Annotated in this window: 14 protein-coding genes; 5 read left to right on the top strand and 9 right to left on the bottom strand. The window is 58.5% G+C overall.

From position 1 onward, the window contains the following. Nucleotides 1-76 precede the first annotated feature (76 nt). Complete coding sequence (cobS, locus tag ACR0IP_RS15910) at nt 77-1,063, bottom strand: cobaltochelatase subunit CobS (RefSeq protein WP_170375030.1); 987 nt, start codon at nt 1,061-1,063, stop codon at nt 77-79. Between the two features lie 529 nt (nt 1,064-1,592). Between cobS and ACR0IP_RS15905 the strand changes: the two genes are divergently transcribed. Next, nucleotides 1,593-2,489 (top strand): Hint domain-containing protein, encoded by an 897-nt coding sequence (locus tag ACR0IP_RS15905; RefSeq protein WP_480526621.1) that lies wholly within the window; start codon nt 1,593-1,595, stop codon nt 2,487-2,489. A gap of 7 nt (nt 2,490-2,496) precedes the next feature. On the opposite strand, the gene ACR0IP_RS15900 is transcribed toward ACR0IP_RS15905, so the two are convergent. Further along, nucleotides 2,497-3,123: a J domain-containing protein gene (locus ACR0IP_RS15900; protein WP_170467975.1), complete on the bottom strand. Its 627-nt coding sequence runs from the start codon at nt 3,121-3,123 to the stop codon at nt 2,497-2,499. Between the two features lie 107 nt (nt 3,124-3,230). On the opposite strand from ACR0IP_RS15900, the gene ACR0IP_RS15895 reads away from it, so the two are divergent. Further along, on the top strand, nt 3,231-3,485 hold the full coding sequence (locus tag ACR0IP_RS15895; protein ID WP_170660665.1) for a BolA family protein: 255 nt from the start codon (nt 3,231-3,233) through the stop codon (nt 3,483-3,485). A gap of 6 nt (nt 3,486-3,491) precedes the next feature. Here ACR0IP_RS15895 and ACR0IP_RS15890 read toward each other — a convergent pair whose 3' ends face one another. From ACR0IP_RS15890 to pepN, 7 genes are all read right to left on the bottom strand, one after another. Then, nucleotides 3,492-4,391 (bottom strand): hypothetical protein, encoded by a 900-nt coding sequence (locus ACR0IP_RS15890; RefSeq protein ID WP_480526619.1) that lies wholly within the window; start codon nt 4,389-4,391, stop codon nt 3,492-3,494. Nucleotides 4,392-4,533: 142 nt separating this feature from the next. Next, on the bottom strand, nt 4,534-4,944 hold the full coding sequence (locus tag ACR0IP_RS15885; protein WP_170660666.1) for a DUF4177 domain-containing protein: 411 nt from the start codon (nt 4,942-4,944) through the stop codon (nt 4,534-4,536). Between the two features lie 80 nt (nt 4,945-5,024). Further along, complete coding sequence (gene pepT, locus ACR0IP_RS15880) at nt 5,025-6,269, bottom strand: peptidase T (protein ID WP_480526617.1); 1,245 nt, start codon at nt 6,267-6,269, stop codon at nt 5,025-5,027. An 88-nt stretch (nt 6,270-6,357) separates the two neighbouring features. Continuing rightward, on the bottom strand, nt 6,358-7,869 hold the full coding sequence (gene gatB / locus ACR0IP_RS15875; protein ID WP_170660668.1) for an Asp-tRNA(Asn)/Glu-tRNA(Gln) amidotransferase subunit GatB: 1,512 nt from the start codon (nt 7,867-7,869) through the stop codon (nt 6,358-6,360). 69 nt (nt 7,870-7,938) lie between these two features. Further along, on the bottom strand, nt 7,939-9,192 hold the full coding sequence (locus ACR0IP_RS15870; RefSeq protein WP_480526615.1) for a hypothetical protein: 1,254 nt from the start codon (nt 9,190-9,192) through the stop codon (nt 7,939-7,941). Between the two features lie 125 nt (nt 9,193-9,317). After that, the gene (locus ACR0IP_RS15865) at nt 9,318-9,746 is read right to left on the bottom strand and encodes a hypothetical protein (RefSeq protein ID WP_170375047.1); all 429 of its coding nucleotides are present in this window, start codon (nt 9,744-9,746) and stop codon (nt 9,318-9,320) included. After that, nucleotides 9,743-12,295, bottom strand: a complete 2,553-nt coding sequence (gene pepN, locus ACR0IP_RS15860; RefSeq protein WP_480526613.1) for an aminopeptidase N — start codon at nt 12,293-12,295, stop codon at nt 9,743-9,745. The genes ACR0IP_RS15865 and pepN overlap by 4 nt, the downstream gene beginning before the upstream one ends. A 207-nt stretch (nt 12,296-12,502) precedes the next feature. Here pepN and ACR0IP_RS15855 point away from each other — a divergent pair, with 207 nt between their 5' ends. The 3 genes from ACR0IP_RS15855 (at nt 12,503) to ACR0IP_RS15845 (ending at nt 16,156) form a co-directional block, all read left to right on the top strand. Next, on the top strand, nt 12,503-14,638 hold the full coding sequence (locus ACR0IP_RS15855; protein WP_170375051.1) for a malate synthase G: 2,136 nt from the start codon (nt 12,503-12,505) through the stop codon (nt 14,636-14,638). Between the two features lie 82 nt (nt 14,639-14,720). Continuing rightward, the gene (locus ACR0IP_RS15850; protein WP_170375053.1) at nt 14,721-15,146 is read left to right on the top strand and encodes a heme-binding protein; all 426 of its coding nucleotides are present in this window, start codon (nt 14,721-14,723) and stop codon (nt 15,144-15,146) included. 230 nt (nt 15,147-15,376) lie between these two features. Next, nucleotides 15,377-16,156, top strand: a complete 780-nt coding sequence (locus ACR0IP_RS15845) for a gamma-glutamyl-gamma-aminobutyrate hydrolase family protein (RefSeq protein ID WP_170375055.1) — start codon at nt 15,377-15,379, stop codon at nt 16,154-16,156. Nucleotides 16,157-16,168 lie beyond the last annotated feature (12 nt).

Here is a 16,168-nt window from a genome sequence, read left to right as displayed (position 1 = left end):
GAAGCCGGATCCGCCTTCATCTGGCTAAAAATACCTCCGCCGGAGGCATTGCGCCCGCGGCGGGCGCAATTCGGCGTTAGCCCAAGCTCACGCTCGCCGCGCTTTCCGGCAGTTCTTCGTCAAAGCAGCGCTGATAGAACTCGGCCACGGTCTGGCGCTCAAGCTCATCACATTTGTTCAGGAAGGACAGGCGGAACGCATAGCCCACATTGCGGAAAATCTCTGCGTTTTGGGCCCAGTTGATCACGGTCCTTGGGCTCATCACGGTCGACAGGTCGCCATTCATGAAAGCGGTGCGGGTGAGGTCGGCAACGGTGACCATCTGGCTGACGGTCTTACGGCCCTCAGCCGTGTTGTACAGCGGTGCTTTCGACAGCACGATCATCGTCTCGGCATCGTGGCTGAGGTAGTTCAGCGTCGAGACCAGAGACCAGCGGTCCATCTGTGCCTGGTTGATCTGCTGCGTGCCGTGGTACAGGCCGGTGGTATCACCCAGACCCACAGTGTTCGCGGTAGCGAACAGGCGGAAGTTGGGGTTCGGCGTGATGATTTCGTTCTGGTCCAGCAGGGTCAGCTTACCATCATGCTCCAGCACGCGTTGGATCACGAACATCACGTCCGCACGGCCTGCATCGTATTCGTCGAACACGATGGCAACGGGATTGCGCAGCGCCCAGGGCAGGATGCCTTCGTGGAACTCGGTCACCTGCTTGCCGTCCCGCAGCTTGATCGCATCCTTGCCGATCAGGTCGATCCGGCTGATGTGGCTGTCCAGGTTCACACGTACGGCGGGCCAGTTCAGGCGGGCGGCGACCTGTTCGATATGGGTCGACTTACCTGTGCCGTGATAGCCCTGGATCATCACGCGACGGTTATGCGCAAAACCTGCCAGGATCGCCAGAGTTGTCTCCGGGTCAAACTTGTAGGTCGGGTCAATCGCAGGCACCCGGTCGCTACGTTCCGCAAAACCTTTGACCGCCATGTCGGTATCAATGCCGAACACGTCACGGACCGAGATCTCTTCGGTGGGTTTTGCGTTGATATCAATCGATCCGTCAGCCATTCGTCTTGTCCTTATCCTTAGGCCCGTCTTGCCGGGTTTGAACCCGTGTGTGGTGCAACATATTCCGACCAAGGGCAAGGGAAAGCCGCGCGCTAAAAACGCTGACAGGATGTTTCTTATCAACTGGCCTTATCTGCCGGAAGGGCGGGGTCGTTTTAGAGTAGCCTTGAGCAAGCGGCTTGGGTTGGGTTCTTCAATAAATCGTCAACCTTATGAAAACCTGATGTCTCTATTCGCGTGGCAACTACGGCAAGTCGCGGTCTGGGCTCGGGCTTGAGTTCCAGCTCAAGGACAAGTTTGAGGGCCCGTTCATTCAATCATCGTTAAGAGGACGCCTCACTCCGAGACGGATTGGGATTAAAATTCACGAAATTATATATTTCTTTGAATGGACCTAACTGAAGGGTAAAATGAGCAAAGTCCGCATGTGTAATGGGCTTTATGTAGGGGGTTAAGGTGTTCGCGATATCCTCTGTTAAATCAGGGCGGCTTCAATTGTTACCTGTTGTCGACCGGCAAGGTGCAGTGAATGCCTTTTGACGCGATCCTCTACACGGTGACTGAGACCGGTGGCACTGGTAACCTCATAGTTCAGGGATCAACGACACCTGCGATTATCTCAGGGCAAACGGTTTCTTTCGATGGCGGCACGACCTTCGTGCCCTACACCTACCTTGGTCAGGGGAACTATCGCGGGACCAGTGAAACCGCGGATTTTATCCAAGTAGGTGGGCAGATTTACGCTTTCAATAGTGTCGATCCGACCGGGTCTCTCAGCACCGGGAATTGGGAGATCACCGTGAGTGACCTCGATCCGGTCAACCCGCCTTGTTTTGTAGCCGGAACGCTGATTGACACAGAAAGCGGGCCACGCCCTGTTGAATCTTTGATGGCTGGGGATCGGGTTTGTGTGGCAGGCGGGCAAACCTTGCCGATCATCTGGATAGGCAAAAGAACTCTCAGCGCGAACGCGTTGCGCAAAAATCCAAAGTTCAGGCCCGTCCGGATTCAGCGCGGCGCTTTGGGTGATGACCTGCCCAGCCAAGACTTATTTGTTTCCCCCCAGCATCGAATTGTGCTGGAAGGTTGGCGGGCCGAGCTTCTTTTTGGTGAGCCCCGGGTTTTTTGTGCCGCAATACATCTGGTGAATGATGGTTTGATCCGTCAGATGCCGCCTGAAGCACCAGTAACTTACTTCCACATTGCCTGTAGTCGGCACGTGGTCCTTTCGTCACATGGTTTGCAAAGCGAAAGCTTGTTCCTTGGTGATCTTGCGTTGAAATCATTCCAACGCGAAGACGTCGAGGAATTGCATGCCTTGTTTCCCGAGCTTAGTAATCCGGCTTCGGCGCAACGACAGCGGACACACTTGCGTTGTCTGAAGCGACCCGAAGCAGAAGTATTGCGGGATTTGTTGCCAGGGTAAGAGCGTTTTACTTAAAGTTCCGGCTGTCCTTGATCTGATCCCAGGCCCAGACGACTTCTTGCAGTTGCTCTTCCTGAGACCGGTCACCGCCGTTCATATCCGGGTGCAGCACCTTGATCAGCTTCTTGTAGGCCTTGCGAACTTCGGCTTTGGACCAGCTGTCATTGGCCTCCAGAATCTCGATGGCGCGCCGTTCGGTGGGCGGAAGGCGACGGCCACCGCCACCCGAGGTGCGGCCTTTGTTCTGGGTGCTGTTTGCCCCCAAAACCTGGTGTGGGTCTTCGATACCCAGACGCGCCCACGCACGGGCCTCGGGGTCGCCCATGGGCTTGGTTTCACGCTCCCAGACTTTGTCCTTCGTGCGTTGTGCGTTCAGTTCAGCCTCGGTCGTGCCGTCGAAGAAGTTCCACTTCTGATTGTACTCGCGCACGTGCTGCTGGCAGAACCAGTAGAAGTCATCCAGAACGTCTGGGGCCTTGGGGGCGCGGTACTTGCCGGGTTCTTCACAACCCGGATGATCACAGATTCGCACCGAGGTCTCAGATGCACCCGACATGCCCCGACGCCCGCGCGGGTTCTTTTTCTTGGCGCTGGAGACGGACATATCGAATCCGAAAGGGTCTGATTTCGTCATGCTGTGATCCTTAAGAACGCATCTTCTCGACTCGGAGGCAGCAGTTTAGTCTAAGCAGCCGAAAGTAGAAGAGGGGGGCGGCAAGTTTTTTGCCGTTGAGCGTAAAAATGACTGTGACTGACGAAATCCGAACCCGACTGCAGGCCGCCTTTGATCCGCGTGAGCTTGAGGTGGTGGATGACAGCGAAAGCCACCGGGGTCATGCAGGGTTTCAGGAAGGTGGCGAGAGCCATTTCAACGTTCGCATCCGTGCCGCCGCATTCGAAGGCCAATCTCGCGTGGCCCGGCATCGCGCCGTTCACAAAGCGCTGGGCGACATTGTACCGCGTATCCATGCTTTGGCGTTGGATATTGGCGTTTAATTTCGTCTAAAACCGGAGTCGAAAAGCGAGGCCGACCAAAGGCGCTGTGTCATAGCTCTGGCGGCTGATTTCGTTGCCGTTTTCGTCCTCCAGTGTCAGTCGGCCATCGAATTCGGCCCCAGCAAAGACGGTTAAAGACACGCCCGGATTCGGAGCATAGCTGAGCGACGCAACCACGGGGAGGCTCTTGTCTTCGCCGATCCCGCTCGGAGCCAACCCCGCGTCGTCTAGCCGGAAGCGAATTTTTTCGGATCGGGCCGACAGCGAGAGGCTGAAATCGTCATTCAACGCGTAGCTGAGGGTGAGACCCGGCCCGCGAGTCGCACCGATTCCGGAACCGGTGTTCAGGTTCCAGCGATCATTGATGTCCCAATCCACCAAAAGCGCCGGAAAGAGATCGACACCACTATCTTCCAATTGCGTGAAGGCGCCAAAGGCCGGTCCTATGGTCAGGCTTTCGCTGATCTGCCACGCAACGCCCGCAAAAACACCATAGGTACGACCATCTGAAGATGCGGCGCCTTTCTGATAGTCCCACCTGACCTGAGGCGACACGAACACGCTGGCCCGCTGTCCAGCCTGAAACCGCAGAGGAGCTGATATTCGGATGTCACGAATGTCGTTCCAAGGCTGGTTGTCTGCCGCGCTGAAGTCATAGTCTAGCTGCCCGTAGCTGACCGAGATGCCAAGTGACGTTTCGCTATCAAATCGGTACAGCCCGGTGGCCCGCAGGAACGATCGCGTCGCGCTGAAGTCTCCACCCTGATCCAGATCGGCGCTGCCCTGATATGCGGCGAGCCCGTCGATCTGGCTGACCCAACCCAGACGTTGTTGTGCGGCGGCAGGCAGCGCGATCTGGCAGGCGAATGCGGAGAGGAAACAAAGAAGAGCGGTGCAAGGTTTCATCGCGACCGTGGTCCTGTTCTGTGACGAAGGATGTTTTGGAACGATACGAGCAAAACTCAGGAACGGATGACCGCCTGAGTCTCGTTGGCTCAATCCGTGTTATCTAAACCACACCCTCTAGTCCGTGCGGTCTGGATGCGTTTTACTTGGCCTCTTCGCTCGGTTTCAACGTCAACGGCGGCTCATCTACTTCGGCTGAAATTGGTTCCGGGGCTTGAACCGCATCTGGCCCGGGAACGGGCTGAGCCAAGGGCACACCTTCGGGCGTTTCGGTTGGCGATGGTGTGGCCACAGGGGCCACTACCTCGGTGGACTCGGCCTCAATCACCCGACGAAAAACCAGCACGTTGCGCCAATTTGTGGTTGATCCGGTCAGGCCCGAGCGTTCCTCGCTGGGTAGCAACTCGGCACGCTGGTATTCCCATCCCTGTTGGCCCATTTCGTTCAGCACCTGCTCGACCGAGGTGGCAAAGCGGCCCTCTGGCGTTTTGACGCCTTTGGCCTTCGCGCCCTTTTGCGGGGCCGGAATGACTTTGTATTCGTAGCGCGGCATCGACTGTTCCCTTGTACCTTTGGCCGACAACTTATCACGCAGGTCGCCGGGTGAAAGAGACGTTGCGCAAGTGGCGCAAATCAGCCGGTCTTCTGCGCCGCCTTGACCACAACCGAGAGGCAGAGTTCGGTCGCCAGCGCCATGTCCTGGACCGAAATCCACTCCAACGGTCCATGAATGCACTGCATTCCAGTGAACAGGTTGGGGCAGGGTGTGCCGAATTCGGTGAGGCGGGAGCCATCGGTGCCGCCGCGGATCGGAACCGAAAGAGGTTCGATCCCCAGTTCCTGACAGGCTTCGCGCGCCAGATCGACGGGGGTCATGTCATTCTCGAGCCAATAGCGCATGTTGCGGTATTGATGGCTGATGTCGCAGGTGATGGTCGCGCGAGGCTCGGAGGCCTGAACGGCGTCGCAGACCTTGCGCACCAGGTCGCGCTGGGCCTCAAGACCTTCCATCTCGAAATCCCGAAGGATCAGCTTGATTTCCATCTCGGACGAGCCGCCATTCATGTCGGTAACATGGATGAACCCTTCGCGCCCGTCGGTGACCTCGGGGGTCAGTGTGGCCTGCGGCAGGGTCTGTACGATCTTTGCGGCCAGATGGGTGGCATTGACCATCTTTTCTTTGGCCAGACCGGGATGGATCGACACGCCGGTGATCTTAATCACCGCGCGGTCGGCCGAGAAGCTTTCATATTCGATCTCCCCCACCTCTTGCCCGTCTAGTGTATAAGCGAAATCGGCCTTGAGGTCTTTGGGTAGTTGCTCGGTCACACCGCGCCCGATTTCTTCGTCCGGGGTGAAAGCAATGCGGATGGGCCCGTGTGGAATGTCTGGATTTTCGATCAGGTGCCGCGCCATGGTCATCAGGATGGACACGCCGGCCTTGTCATCAGCGCCCAACAGAGTGGTGCCAGAAGCGGTGATCAGATCATGTCCAATCTTTTCGGCCAGATAACGGTGCTCGCCTGGCGACAGAACCAGATCGGGATCGTCAGGAAAGGTGATCTCACCGCCGTTATAGCCTTTGATGACGCGTGGTTTGACACCGGTTGCGTTGAATTGCGGGGCGGTGTCGACATGGGCCAGGAACCCCACGGTCGGCCCTTCGGCGGTGCCAGGAATGGTTGCCACAACGACGCTGTCGCCGGTCATCTCGACATCCTGCGCGCCTATTTCCGTCAGCTCTTGCTGCAACAGGTTCAGCATGTCGAACTGAATGGGCGTACTCGGGGTCGAAGGCGATGTCTCATCGCTTTGGCTGTCGATGGCCGCGTAGCGCATCAGACGGTCTTCAAGTTCCTGATCGAATTTTCTGGTCATGGCACCTCTCCTGCGCGGAAGAAAGGGCGTAAAAGAAAACGGAGTCAAGCGGGTGGCCTGACTCCGTCGCATAACAGTGAAAACGGGCTTACGAACCCAGCTTTTGGGCAACCAGCTCGTTAACGGCCTTGGGGTTGGCTTTGCCGCCGGTGGCTTTCATTACCTGACCGACAAACCAGCCTGCCAGCTTCGGGTTTACCTTGGCCTTTTCAACTTGCGCCGGGTTGGTGGCAATGATCTCGTCCAAAGCGGCCTCGATCGCGCCCGTGTCTGTGACCTGCTTCATGCCGCGCTCTTCGACGATCTGCGCAGGGTCACCACCTTCGGTATAGACGATCTCGAACAGATCCTTGGCGATTTTGCCCGAGATGGCATCCGAGGAAATCAGGTCGATGATCCCTCCCAACTGCGCCGGAGATACGGGCGAGTCGGTGATGTCGTGGTCTTCTTTCTTGAGGCGGCCAAACAGCTCGTTGATTACCCAGTTCGCGGCCAGTTTGCCGTTGCGGCCTTGCGCGACCTCTTCGAAATACGCAGCCGATTCCACCTCGGCGGTCAGGACCGAGGCGTCATAGTCGGTCAGGCTGAACGCTTCGATGAACCGGGCCTTTTTAGCGTCGGGCAGTTCGGGCAGTTTGGATGCAATGTCATCGACCCATGCCTGTTCAATCTCCAGCGGCAGCAGATCGGGATCGGGGAAGTAACGGTAATCATGTGCTTCTTCCTTGGACCGCATGGACCGCGTCTCGCCCTTGTCCGGATCGTACAGTCGGGTTTCCTGCTCGACCTCACCACCACTTTCAACGATGGCGATCTGACGGCGGGCTTCGACTTCAATCGCCTGCTGGATAAAGCGCATCGAGTTCATGTTCTTGATCTCGCAGCGGGTGCCCAGATGCGAGAAGTCCTGCGTTTCCTGGTACTTCTCATAAGCACCCGGCAAACAGATCGAGACGTTCACGTCCGCGCGCAGGTTGCCGTTTTGCATGTTGCCATCACAGGTGCCCAGATAGCGCATGATCTGACGCAGCTTGGCGATATAGGCGGCGGCTTCTTCGGGGCCGCGGATGTCGGGGCGCGAGACGATCTCCATCAAGCAAACGCCCGTCCGGTTCAGATCGACGAAGGACATATGCGGGTCCATGTCGTGGATCGATTTGCCCGCGTCCTGCTCCATGTGGATGCGTTCAATGCGAACCATGCGCGCGGTGCCGTCGCCCATCTCAACCAGCACTTCACCTTCGCCCACGATGGGGTGGTACAGCTGCGAAATCTGGTAGCCCTGCGGCAGGTCAGGGTAGAAATAGTTCTTGCGGTCAAAAGCCGATTTCAGGTTGATATCCGCCTTCAGGCCCAGACCCGTGCGCACGGCCTGTTCCACGCAATATTCGTTGATCACCGGCAGCATGCCCGGCATCGCCGCGTCAACGAAAGCCACGTTCGAGTTCGGCTCGGCTCCGAATTGGGTCGACGCGCCGGAAAACAGCTTGGCATTGGACGAGACCTGAGCGTGAACCTCCATCCCGATCACCAGCTCCCAATCGTGCTTGGCCCCGGCAATGGTTTTGATTTTCGGCATTTCGTATGTCAGGTCGAGCATGGCGCGCCTCTAATTTCCGCAGAAGTCTAGGCTTGCGTATTAGGCCCGGCGCGCCAAAGGGGCAAGGGGTTAGTTCCCTGAGACTTGCAACCCCGTCGGCGTAAAGGTCACGCTTTGACCACTGCGCAGTTCCTCGCGCAGTTGATTGGCGATCGCGCGCAGCGCATCCCGGCGGCCACGTGCGGCGAAGCGCTCGGTCGAGTTGACGCGCAGGCTGTTGCTGAACCCGTTCGCCGCATGGGCCCAGATCAGGGGATGCAGCTCGGTCAGGTGATCGCGGATCAACCAGTTTGCAGCCTCGCAAATCTGTTTGCGGGCGATGTCGGCCTGAGGGTTGCGGCCCATCCCGTTTTGCAGCGTGACCGAACAATAGGCCGCCAACAGGTTGATTGTCTGCTGGTCGGGGCGGCGTTCAACGATGTCGTGCAGACCTTCCAGAAAATACTCGACATCCACACGCGCGCAGGCTTCGTCATCCAGTGCAATTGCATCGAACTGAACCCAGGTATAGCCACCTGCGCCCCATGTTTTTTGAGTGCGCGCGGCGTTGCGTAGGGCCTGAACTTCTAGCTGGTCGTAGGTCCCGAACCTGCGTGGCAAAAGATGGCTGCCCATTGCGCGCATGTGGCGATGGTTTTGCGGGTCAAGAGTGATCAGCGCTTCGTATTTGTCCGCTACACGGGTGCGCGGGCTGATGTGGCCCGACAAAAGGGCACAATCCGCAGCGGCAATTGCTGGGCTGTTCGGCATGGCAGAGCGGCAGTCCTTCAGCAAATCCGCAGCGCGGTCGAAATGCGCGGCGCACCGGGATTGATGCAGGGCAGGCAGGTCTTTGGGGTCTGCTGTCCCACGCCATGCCCAAGCCAAATCAATATGAGCCAATGCCACCACAAGGGCGATCATAGGATCATCGGGGTGGTTCTGAATTTCACCCTCCAGTTCAGAGATGCCCGCCAGAAAATCATAGTCCGACTGAGTTCTGCCATCCGACAGGGCATGTTCCGCAGCCAGCACAACATCTGCCCGGGCCCCGAACCCCAACAGGTCGGCAACCGGTTGGCCGCAGGGTGTTGTTTCGCGTGCGTCATCCGCGGCCCGCATGTCTTTTGAGAGTTCGACCCACATATCCTGACGCGCCAGATGGCGTCCGCGTTCAATAACCTGATGACCGGCGGTGTCATCTGTTTCCGCGATAGGGATGTTCAACTGCCCCGAGGCGACAAGCCACGCGGTTGCATCCGCAACAGACGCGGGCAAAGGCGTAGAGGTGGGACTGGAAGAGCCGAAAATACGGGCGGCAGCCGCCCTGAAAGACCGAAACATGGCAAAACTCGAACTGTAACAAACGTGTAACGCGTTCAGTTTGCCAAAAACTGTGTCTATTTCAAGGAGTCGTTGCGCACGTTAGTCCGAGGTGTGGTCAATTAGCCTATGGTCCTGGGATTGTTTCAAAAAACCCTAAAATGATGACGCTCAACGGTAAATCCCGCCTGCTGCAACACGTCTTCGAACTCTTTGTGTGGGGGCAGCGACTCATCCGGCAGGCGGAGGCGCTTGTCTGATTTCAGCACTGCCGAGACGCGGACCGAGAAATCCCAGCGGGTGTCAAATCGGAACCGGTCAACCTCGGACAGGTCCAGTCCGCCGCTGCGTTGACCGGTGAACCAGCGCAGTTTCTCGCCGGTCAGTTCGACCCCGGCGCTGGTGTCTTTTACGATATCCCAGACGGCCGGGAGTGTTGCCAGCGCGAGCAACGCCATCAACCACCAGGCCGCGTTCAGGAAAATGATCAGGCCGATCAGCACCGCGTAGATGCAGATCAGCAAGATCACCACACGTGGGTTCCGGTTTTGCCGTGTAAAGCTGAACGAGGTCATGCGCCGAGGATGCGCGAGACCATCTCGGTCGTGTCGCGTGACAGGTCGGGCGTGTCGGCGATCCGTTGCAGCTGCGCGCGCATCAGCGCCTGACGGTCGGCGTCATATCGTTTCCACGTCTGGAACGCTGAACACATACGCGCCGTGGTCTGCGGGTTCACCGGGTCCAACCGGATCAGCCAGTCGGCAAGCAGGGCATAGCCCGCTCCGTCTGCCTGATGGAAACCCGCGTGATTCATGGCCAGCGATCCCATCAAGGCGCGGAATCGGTTGGGGTTTTTCCAATTGAAATCGGGATGCTCTGTCAGGGTCCGCGCGGCCTCTACTGTTCTCTGAGGGGCGGCCATCGAGACCTGCAGACCAAACCATTTGTCGACCACCAGCCGGTCATGTTTCCACTGGTCATAGAACGCGCTCAGTTCCGCCTCACCTTTGCCCGCGCGCAGCACGCAGGACAGGGCGGTCAGTTGCAGTGTCATATTGTCGGCAGTTTGGTACGCGTCTGCTGCCTTGCTGCCGCCGTCGAGACGAGAGGTAAGAGCCAGCGCCGCTCCGCCCAGTGCACGTTTGCCGGATTGCGCCGCATCCGGTTGGTATTGCGCGTCCACAAGTGTTTCGCTGTGCAGCTTGGGCAGAAGATCCTGTACGTGTTGCGCAGTGGCTTGACGGAGAGTCTCGACAGCGGTCCAGATGGCCATCGGGTCGGGTGTGACGCCCTTGTCATGCAGGGCGGCGGCCAGTTCGGATTGGGTCGGAAGGCCCAGCATCAAGGCCCGATAGGCCGGGTCCAGTGTTTCATCGCGCAGCACAGCCAGCAGGCCATCCAGATAGTCGGAATCCGGCGTCGCCTCTTCGGTGATCATGCGCAGCAGACTGTCCTCGGCCAGCGAGCGCCCGGCCTGCCAGCGGTTGAACGGATCGGTGTCATGGGCCAGCAGAAAGGCGCGCTCAGCATTCGAAGTGTCATGTTCAAGGATCACAGGGGCCGAGAAATCGCGTAGGATTGAGGGCACGGGTTTGGCCGCCAGTCCGGCGAAGGAAAAGCTCTGCTCGGCCTCGGTCAGCTCCAGCACTTGGGTTGCGTGAACCTCGTCGCCGTTCGGGCCCAGCAAGCCGACTGCGACGGGAATGACCTGAGGCTGCTTATCCTCTTGTCCCGGAGTCGGGTCGGTGCGTTGGCTCAGCGTCAGCGTGTAGGTACCATCCGCCCATTCCTCCGCCACGGATACGCGCGGGGTGCCGGACTGGCTGTACCAGCGTTTGAACTGGCTCAGGTCGCGGCCTGTTGTGTCCTCAAAGACTTGAAGCCAATCCTCGATCGTACAGGCTTGCCCGTCATGGCGATCGAAATACAGATCCAGCGCCTTTCCATAGGCCTCATCCCCGACCAAGCGTTTCAGCATGCCGATGACCTCGGCACCTTTCTCATAGACGGTTGAGGTGTAGAAGTTGTTGATTTCCTGAAAACTCTCGGGCCGGACGGGGTGTGACAGCGGACCATTGTCCTCGGGGAACTGCCGTGCGCGCAGGTCGATGGCGTCGTGGATGCGCTTGACCGGTGCCGAGCGCATATCCGAGGTGAACTGCGCATCGCGGAAAACGGTCAGCCCCTCTTTGAGGCACAGCTGGAACCAGTCGCGGCAGGTTATGCGGTTGCCTGTCCAGTTGTGGAAATATTCATGCGCAATGATCGCCTCGATCCGTTCGAAATTCACATCGGTCGAGGTTTCCGGGCTGGCCAGAACGGCTGAAGAGTTGAAGATGTTCAGCCCCTTGTTCTCCATCGCGCCCATGTTGAAATCATCCACGGCGACGATGTTGAACACGTCCAGATCGTATTCACGGCCGTAGACGTCCTCATCCCATTTCATGGACTTCTTGAGCGCCTCCATCCCGAAGGCACATTTGCCTTCATCGCCGGGGCGAACCCATAGGTTCAGTTCGACATCGCGACCGGACATGGTAGTGAACTGGCCCGGATGAGCGATGAGGTCTCCAGCGACCAGAGCAAACAGATAGGCGGGTTTGGGCCATGGGTCCGTCCACTCGGCCCAGCCTTCGCCCTTGCCGGACGGGTTGCCGTTGGACAGCAGCACCGGAAGGTCGCCATTGATACGCACCGTGAAGGTCGACATCACGTCGGGGCGGTCCGGGTAGTAGGTTATCTTGCGGAATCCCTCGGCCTCGCACTGGGTGCAATACATGCCGTTCGACATATAGAGCCCTTCAAGCGCTGTGTTATTGCCGGGGTCGATCTCAACCTCCGCCTCCCAGACAAAGGGGGCGTCGGGGGCGGCAACCGTCAGCCCCTCAGGCGTGAGGGAGGGGGATACGTCGGCACTGTCGATGGAGGCGCGGATCAGCTTCAGTTGCTCTCCATGCAGGAAAAAGGTGCGATCGCTGGCCTCTGGATTCGGACGAAAGGCGATGCGGGATGTGACGCGGGTGGCATTTGCTGCCAGATCAAATGTCAGATGCACGTTGTCCACCAGATACCCGAACGGGGTGTAGTCTTTCAGATAGATTGTGGTGGGGGCGGCGTCGCGCATCGGGGGCCTCGCAAAGGTTGGGTCGAGGGCGACGTTAGGGGCATCGCGGCAGGGCTGCAAGCCGCCTGTATCCGCTGTTTGCGGCGTTGATTTCGCATTTTGGTAAGATTTTCTTACCAGAACGTAGCGGCATACGTTGCCTATCGGAAACTTTCGCTCTAAATGCTGACGGCATACAGTGGCGTACATTCGTGGGAGAGGAAGAAAATGGCCAGCAGACAGACACGCAGCGGACTTCAGGTCGATCCGGTTCTGGTCGCATTCATCGAAGGTCAGGCTTTGCCCGGAACCGGTGCCACCGCCGAGACCTTCTGGAATGGCCTGTCGCGCATGGTATCCGAATTGGGTCCCAAGAACCGCGCCTTCCTTGTCAAACGAAAAGAGATTCAGGACCAATTGGATGCGTGGCAACTGGAGCACAAAGGCCAGGACCACGACGCCGAGGCTTATCAAGCGTTCCTGCACGAGATCGGGTATCTGGTGGAAGAAGGCGAAGACTTCCAGATCGAAACCGCCAATGTCGACCCCGAGATCGCCGCAACGCCCGGCCCTCAGTTGGTTGTGCCAATCACCAATGCGCGCTTTGCTCTGAACGCCGCCAATGCCCGATGGGGCAGCTTGTATGACGCGCTCTATGGCACGGATGCGATGGGTGATTTGCCTGCGGGTGGAGGCTACGATGCTGCCCGCGGCGCGCGTGTCATTGCATGGGCCAAGGCGTTTCTCGACGATGCCGTGCCACTGGCCAGTGGATCCTGGGCGGACGTCACAAAGCTGAGCATTGAGGCAGGTGCTTTGGTTCCTGCTCTGGCGGATGCTTCGAGCTTTGTGGGCCATGGCGGCGCGGCTGACAAGCCCGAGTTCGTTCTGTTGAAAAACAACGGTCTTCACATTCAGATCATGATCGACCCAATCAGCGCGATCGGCGCTGCTGATCCGGCCAACATCTCGGACCTTCGGCTCGAGTCCGCGTTGTCGACGATCATGGATTGCGAGGACTCCGTGGCCTGTGTGGATGCAGCCGACAAGGTTGTTGCCTACGGTAACTGGCTGGGTCTGATGAAGGGTGACCTGACCGAAGAGGTCAGCAAGTCCGGCAAGACATTTACCCGCCGGTTAGCGGCTGATCTTGACTTCACAGACGTGAACGGCGCTGAGGGGCGCCTCAAAGGCCGCTCGCTGATGCTGGTGCGCAATGTGGGCCATCTGATGACCAACCCGGCCGTTCTGGATGCCGAGGGCAACGAGATCGGCGAGGGCCTCATGGATGCGCTCTGCACGACGTTGATCGCCATGCATGATCTGGCGCGCGACGGCGGCAACTCAGTCACCGGGTCGGTCTATGTGGTGAAGCCAAAGATGCATGGACCCGAAGAGGTCGCCTTCTCGGTCGAGATTTTCGACATGGTCGAAGACATCCTCGGCCTGCCGCGCAACACCGTGAAGCTGGGTATCATGGATGAGGAACGGCGCACCTCGGCCAACCTCAAGGAATGTATCCGGGCCGCGAAATCGCGCGTGGCCTTCATCAACACTGGCTTCCTTGATCGGACTGGGGATGAGATCCACACTTCTATGGAGGCAGGCCCGATGCTGCCCAAGGGCGACATCAAAAACACGCCGTGGATTGCGTCCTACGAGGATCGCAACGTCGATATCGGTCTGGCCTGCGGCCTGAAAGGCAAGGCGCAGATCGGCAAAGGTATGTGGGCCATGCCCGATCGCATGGGCGATATGCTGGAGGCCAAGATAGGCCATCCGCAATCAGGCGCCACTTGCGCGTGGGTTCCCTCGCCAACCGCTGCGACTTTGCATGCCACGCACTATCAAAAGGTCGACGTTCTGGCCCGTCAGGATGAACTGGCCGCAGGTGGGGCACGCGGCACGTTGGAGGATTTGCTGACCGTTCCGCTGCTGGGTGGACGCAACCTCAGTGATGATGAAATCACTCGTGAGGTCGAGAACAACGCGCAGGGTATTCTCGGATACGTCGTGCGTTGGGTTGATCAGGGTGTTGGATGCTCGAAAGTGCCGGACCTGAACGACATTGGTTTGATGGAAGACCGTGCGACCTGTCGGATTTCCAGCCAAGCGCTGGCCAACTGGCTGCACCACGGTGTTGTCAGCGAAGAACAGGTGATGGAGGCGATGCAGAAGATGGCGGCCGTTGTGGACCGTCAGAACGAAGGTGACGCTTCCTATCATCCGATGGCGCCCGGCTTTGATGGCATCGCATTTCAGGCGGCATGCGATCTGGTGTTCAAGGGGCGCGTTCAACCGTCGGGCTATACCGAGCCGGTTCTGCATGCCCGCCGTTTGGAGTTGAAAGCCAGCTTGGGTTAAGTGGATAGGGTGGGAACGAGGGGGCTGTCTGCCCACTCGCGCTTCCCCGAGGATATTTTTAGCCAGATGAAAGGGATCAGGGATGGCAATTTCCTTGCGCAAGGCGCGTACCATCATTCGTAAAGCTCTGGAAGAGGGGCACCGGTTGGAATTGAAACCGCTTTCGGTCGTTGTGCTGGATGCGGGCGGTCATGTCATTGCGTTCGAGCGCGAAGATGGCGCGGCCCCGGGACGTTTTGGAATTGCGCGGGGCAAGGCCTATGGCTCGGTCATGTTGGGTATGGCCGGGACGGCGCAGATGCAGCGGGCCGAAGCGCAGGCCTATTTTATGGCTGCGGTGAACGGCGTCTATGGCGGGCAGGTGGTTCCGGTGCCGGGCGGTGTGCTGTTGCGCGACAAGAAAGGTGCCGTGATCGGTGCTGTCGGCGTGACGGGCGACACCTCGGACAATGACGTGCTTGCTGCGATGGCAGGGATCGAAGCCGCGAACCTTGTTGGTGAAAGCTGATTTCCTTGAAGAAGGGGAGAGCCTGCGCGGGCTCTCTCGCCCAAATTGGACTTTTTGCATTGCACGTTTAGCGGGCAATGGTAGTCCGATTGTGACAATGTCCCGTCGGTTGATTAGATGTGCGGCATTGAACACGTACTTGCGCTGACACACAGGGCCTGTGCTATTGCGCGCTGTTGTCCCTGCCGATAGCTTTTCCACACGTTTAGGAAACAAATTGGGAAAGCAGAATGTCTCGACCCGTCGTCGGTATCATCGGCAACTCTTACTTGATGAATGACAATTACCCGACGCATGCCGGTGGCACGATGAACTCGGATGCCGTTGCGAATGTTTCAGGGTGTTTGCCGCTGCTGATCCCGGCTGATCCACGTTACGTCTCGGTCGAGGAATTGCTGGACGCGTGCGACGGGTTTCTTCTTACGGGCGGTCGACCCAATGTTCACCCCGAGGAATACGGTGAGCCGCCGACTGAAGCGCATGGCGATTTCGACCGGGCGCGCGATGCGATCACCTTGCCGCTGGTGCGCGCCTGTGTTGAGCGCGGCCAGCCGTTCTTTGGAATTTGCAGAGGTTTTCAAGAAGTTAATGTTGCGATGGGCGGGACGCTCTATCCAGAGATCCGCGATCTTCCGGGGCGGCAGAACCACCGGATGCCACCGGATGGAACGCTTGAGGAGAAGTTTGCTCTTCGCCATGTCGTAACTCTGAACGACGGCGGCGTGTTCCATCGGCTGTTTGGTGCGCGCGAAGTGATGACCAATACGTTGCACGGTCAAGGGATCAAGGCCGTAGGCCAGAATGTTGTGATCGACGGTCATGCACCGGATGGCACGCCCGAGGCGATTTATGTCAAAGATGCGCCGGGCTTTACCCTCTCAGTCCAATGGCACCCGGAGTGGGATGCTGCAAATGACCCGGTCTCGCGCCCGTTGTTTGAGGCGTTTGGCGCAGCCGTCAAAGCCTGGTCCGCTGGATCAAGCACGCGGTTCCTGCAACAGACAGCTTAAGTTTTGGCACCG

It is taken from the genome of Ruegeria sp. AL11, from assembly GCF_056540865.1.
The sequence above is the reverse complement of the archived record's forward strand: the minus strand, read 5'-3'. Positions and strand labels throughout refer to the sequence as shown.

Excerpts from the sequence above, each read along its gene's own strand:
- pepT (WP_480526617.1), bottom strand. The coding sequence starts at position 6,269 with ATGACCAGAAAATTCGATCAGGAACTTGAAGACCGTCTGATGCGCTAC.
- cobS (WP_170375030.1), bottom strand. The coding sequence starts at position 1,063 with ATGGCTGACGGATCGATTGATATCAACGCAAAACCCACCGAAGAGATC.
- ACR0IP_RS15905 (WP_480526621.1), top strand. The coding sequence starts at position 1,593 with ATGCCTTTTGACGCGATCCTCTACACGGTGACTGAGACCGGTGGCACT.
- ACR0IP_RS15895 (WP_170660665.1), top strand. The coding sequence starts at position 3,231 with ATGACTGTGACTGACGAAATCCGAACCCGACTGCAGGCCGCCTTTGAT.
- ACR0IP_RS15890 (WP_480526619.1), bottom strand. The coding sequence starts at position 4,391 with ATGAAACCTTGCACCGCTCTTCTTTGTTTCCTCTCCGCATTCGCCTGC.
- ACR0IP_RS15870 (WP_480526615.1), bottom strand. The coding sequence starts at position 9,192 with ATGTTTCGGTCTTTCAGGGCGGCTGCCGCCCGTATTTTCGGCTCTTCC.
- pepN (WP_480526613.1), bottom strand. The coding sequence starts at position 12,295 with ATGCGCGACGCCGCCCCCACCACAATCTATCTGAAAGACTACACCCCG.
- ACR0IP_RS15900 (WP_170467975.1), bottom strand. The coding sequence starts at position 3,123 with ATGACGAAATCAGACCCTTTCGGATTCGATATGTCCGTCTCCAGCGCC.
- ACR0IP_RS15850 (WP_170375053.1), top strand. The coding sequence starts at position 14,721 with ATGGCAATTTCCTTGCGCAAGGCGCGTACCATCATTCGTAAAGCTCTG.
- ACR0IP_RS15865 (WP_170375047.1), bottom strand. The coding sequence starts at position 9,746 with ATGACCTCGTTCAGCTTTACACGGCAAAACCGGAACCCACGTGTGGTG.
- ACR0IP_RS15845 (WP_170375055.1), top strand. The coding sequence starts at position 15,377 with ATGTCTCGACCCGTCGTCGGTATCATCGGCAACTCTTACTTGATGAAT.
- ACR0IP_RS15855 (WP_170375051.1), top strand. The coding sequence starts at position 12,503 with ATGGCCAGCAGACAGACACGCAGCGGACTTCAGGTCGATCCGGTTCTG.
- gatB (WP_170660668.1), bottom strand. The coding sequence starts at position 7,869 with ATGCTCGACCTGACATACGAAATGCCGAAAATCAAAACCATTGCCGGG.
- ACR0IP_RS15885 (WP_170660666.1), bottom strand. The coding sequence starts at position 4,944 with ATGCCGCGCTACGAATACAAAGTCATTCCGGCCCCGCAAAAGGGCGCG.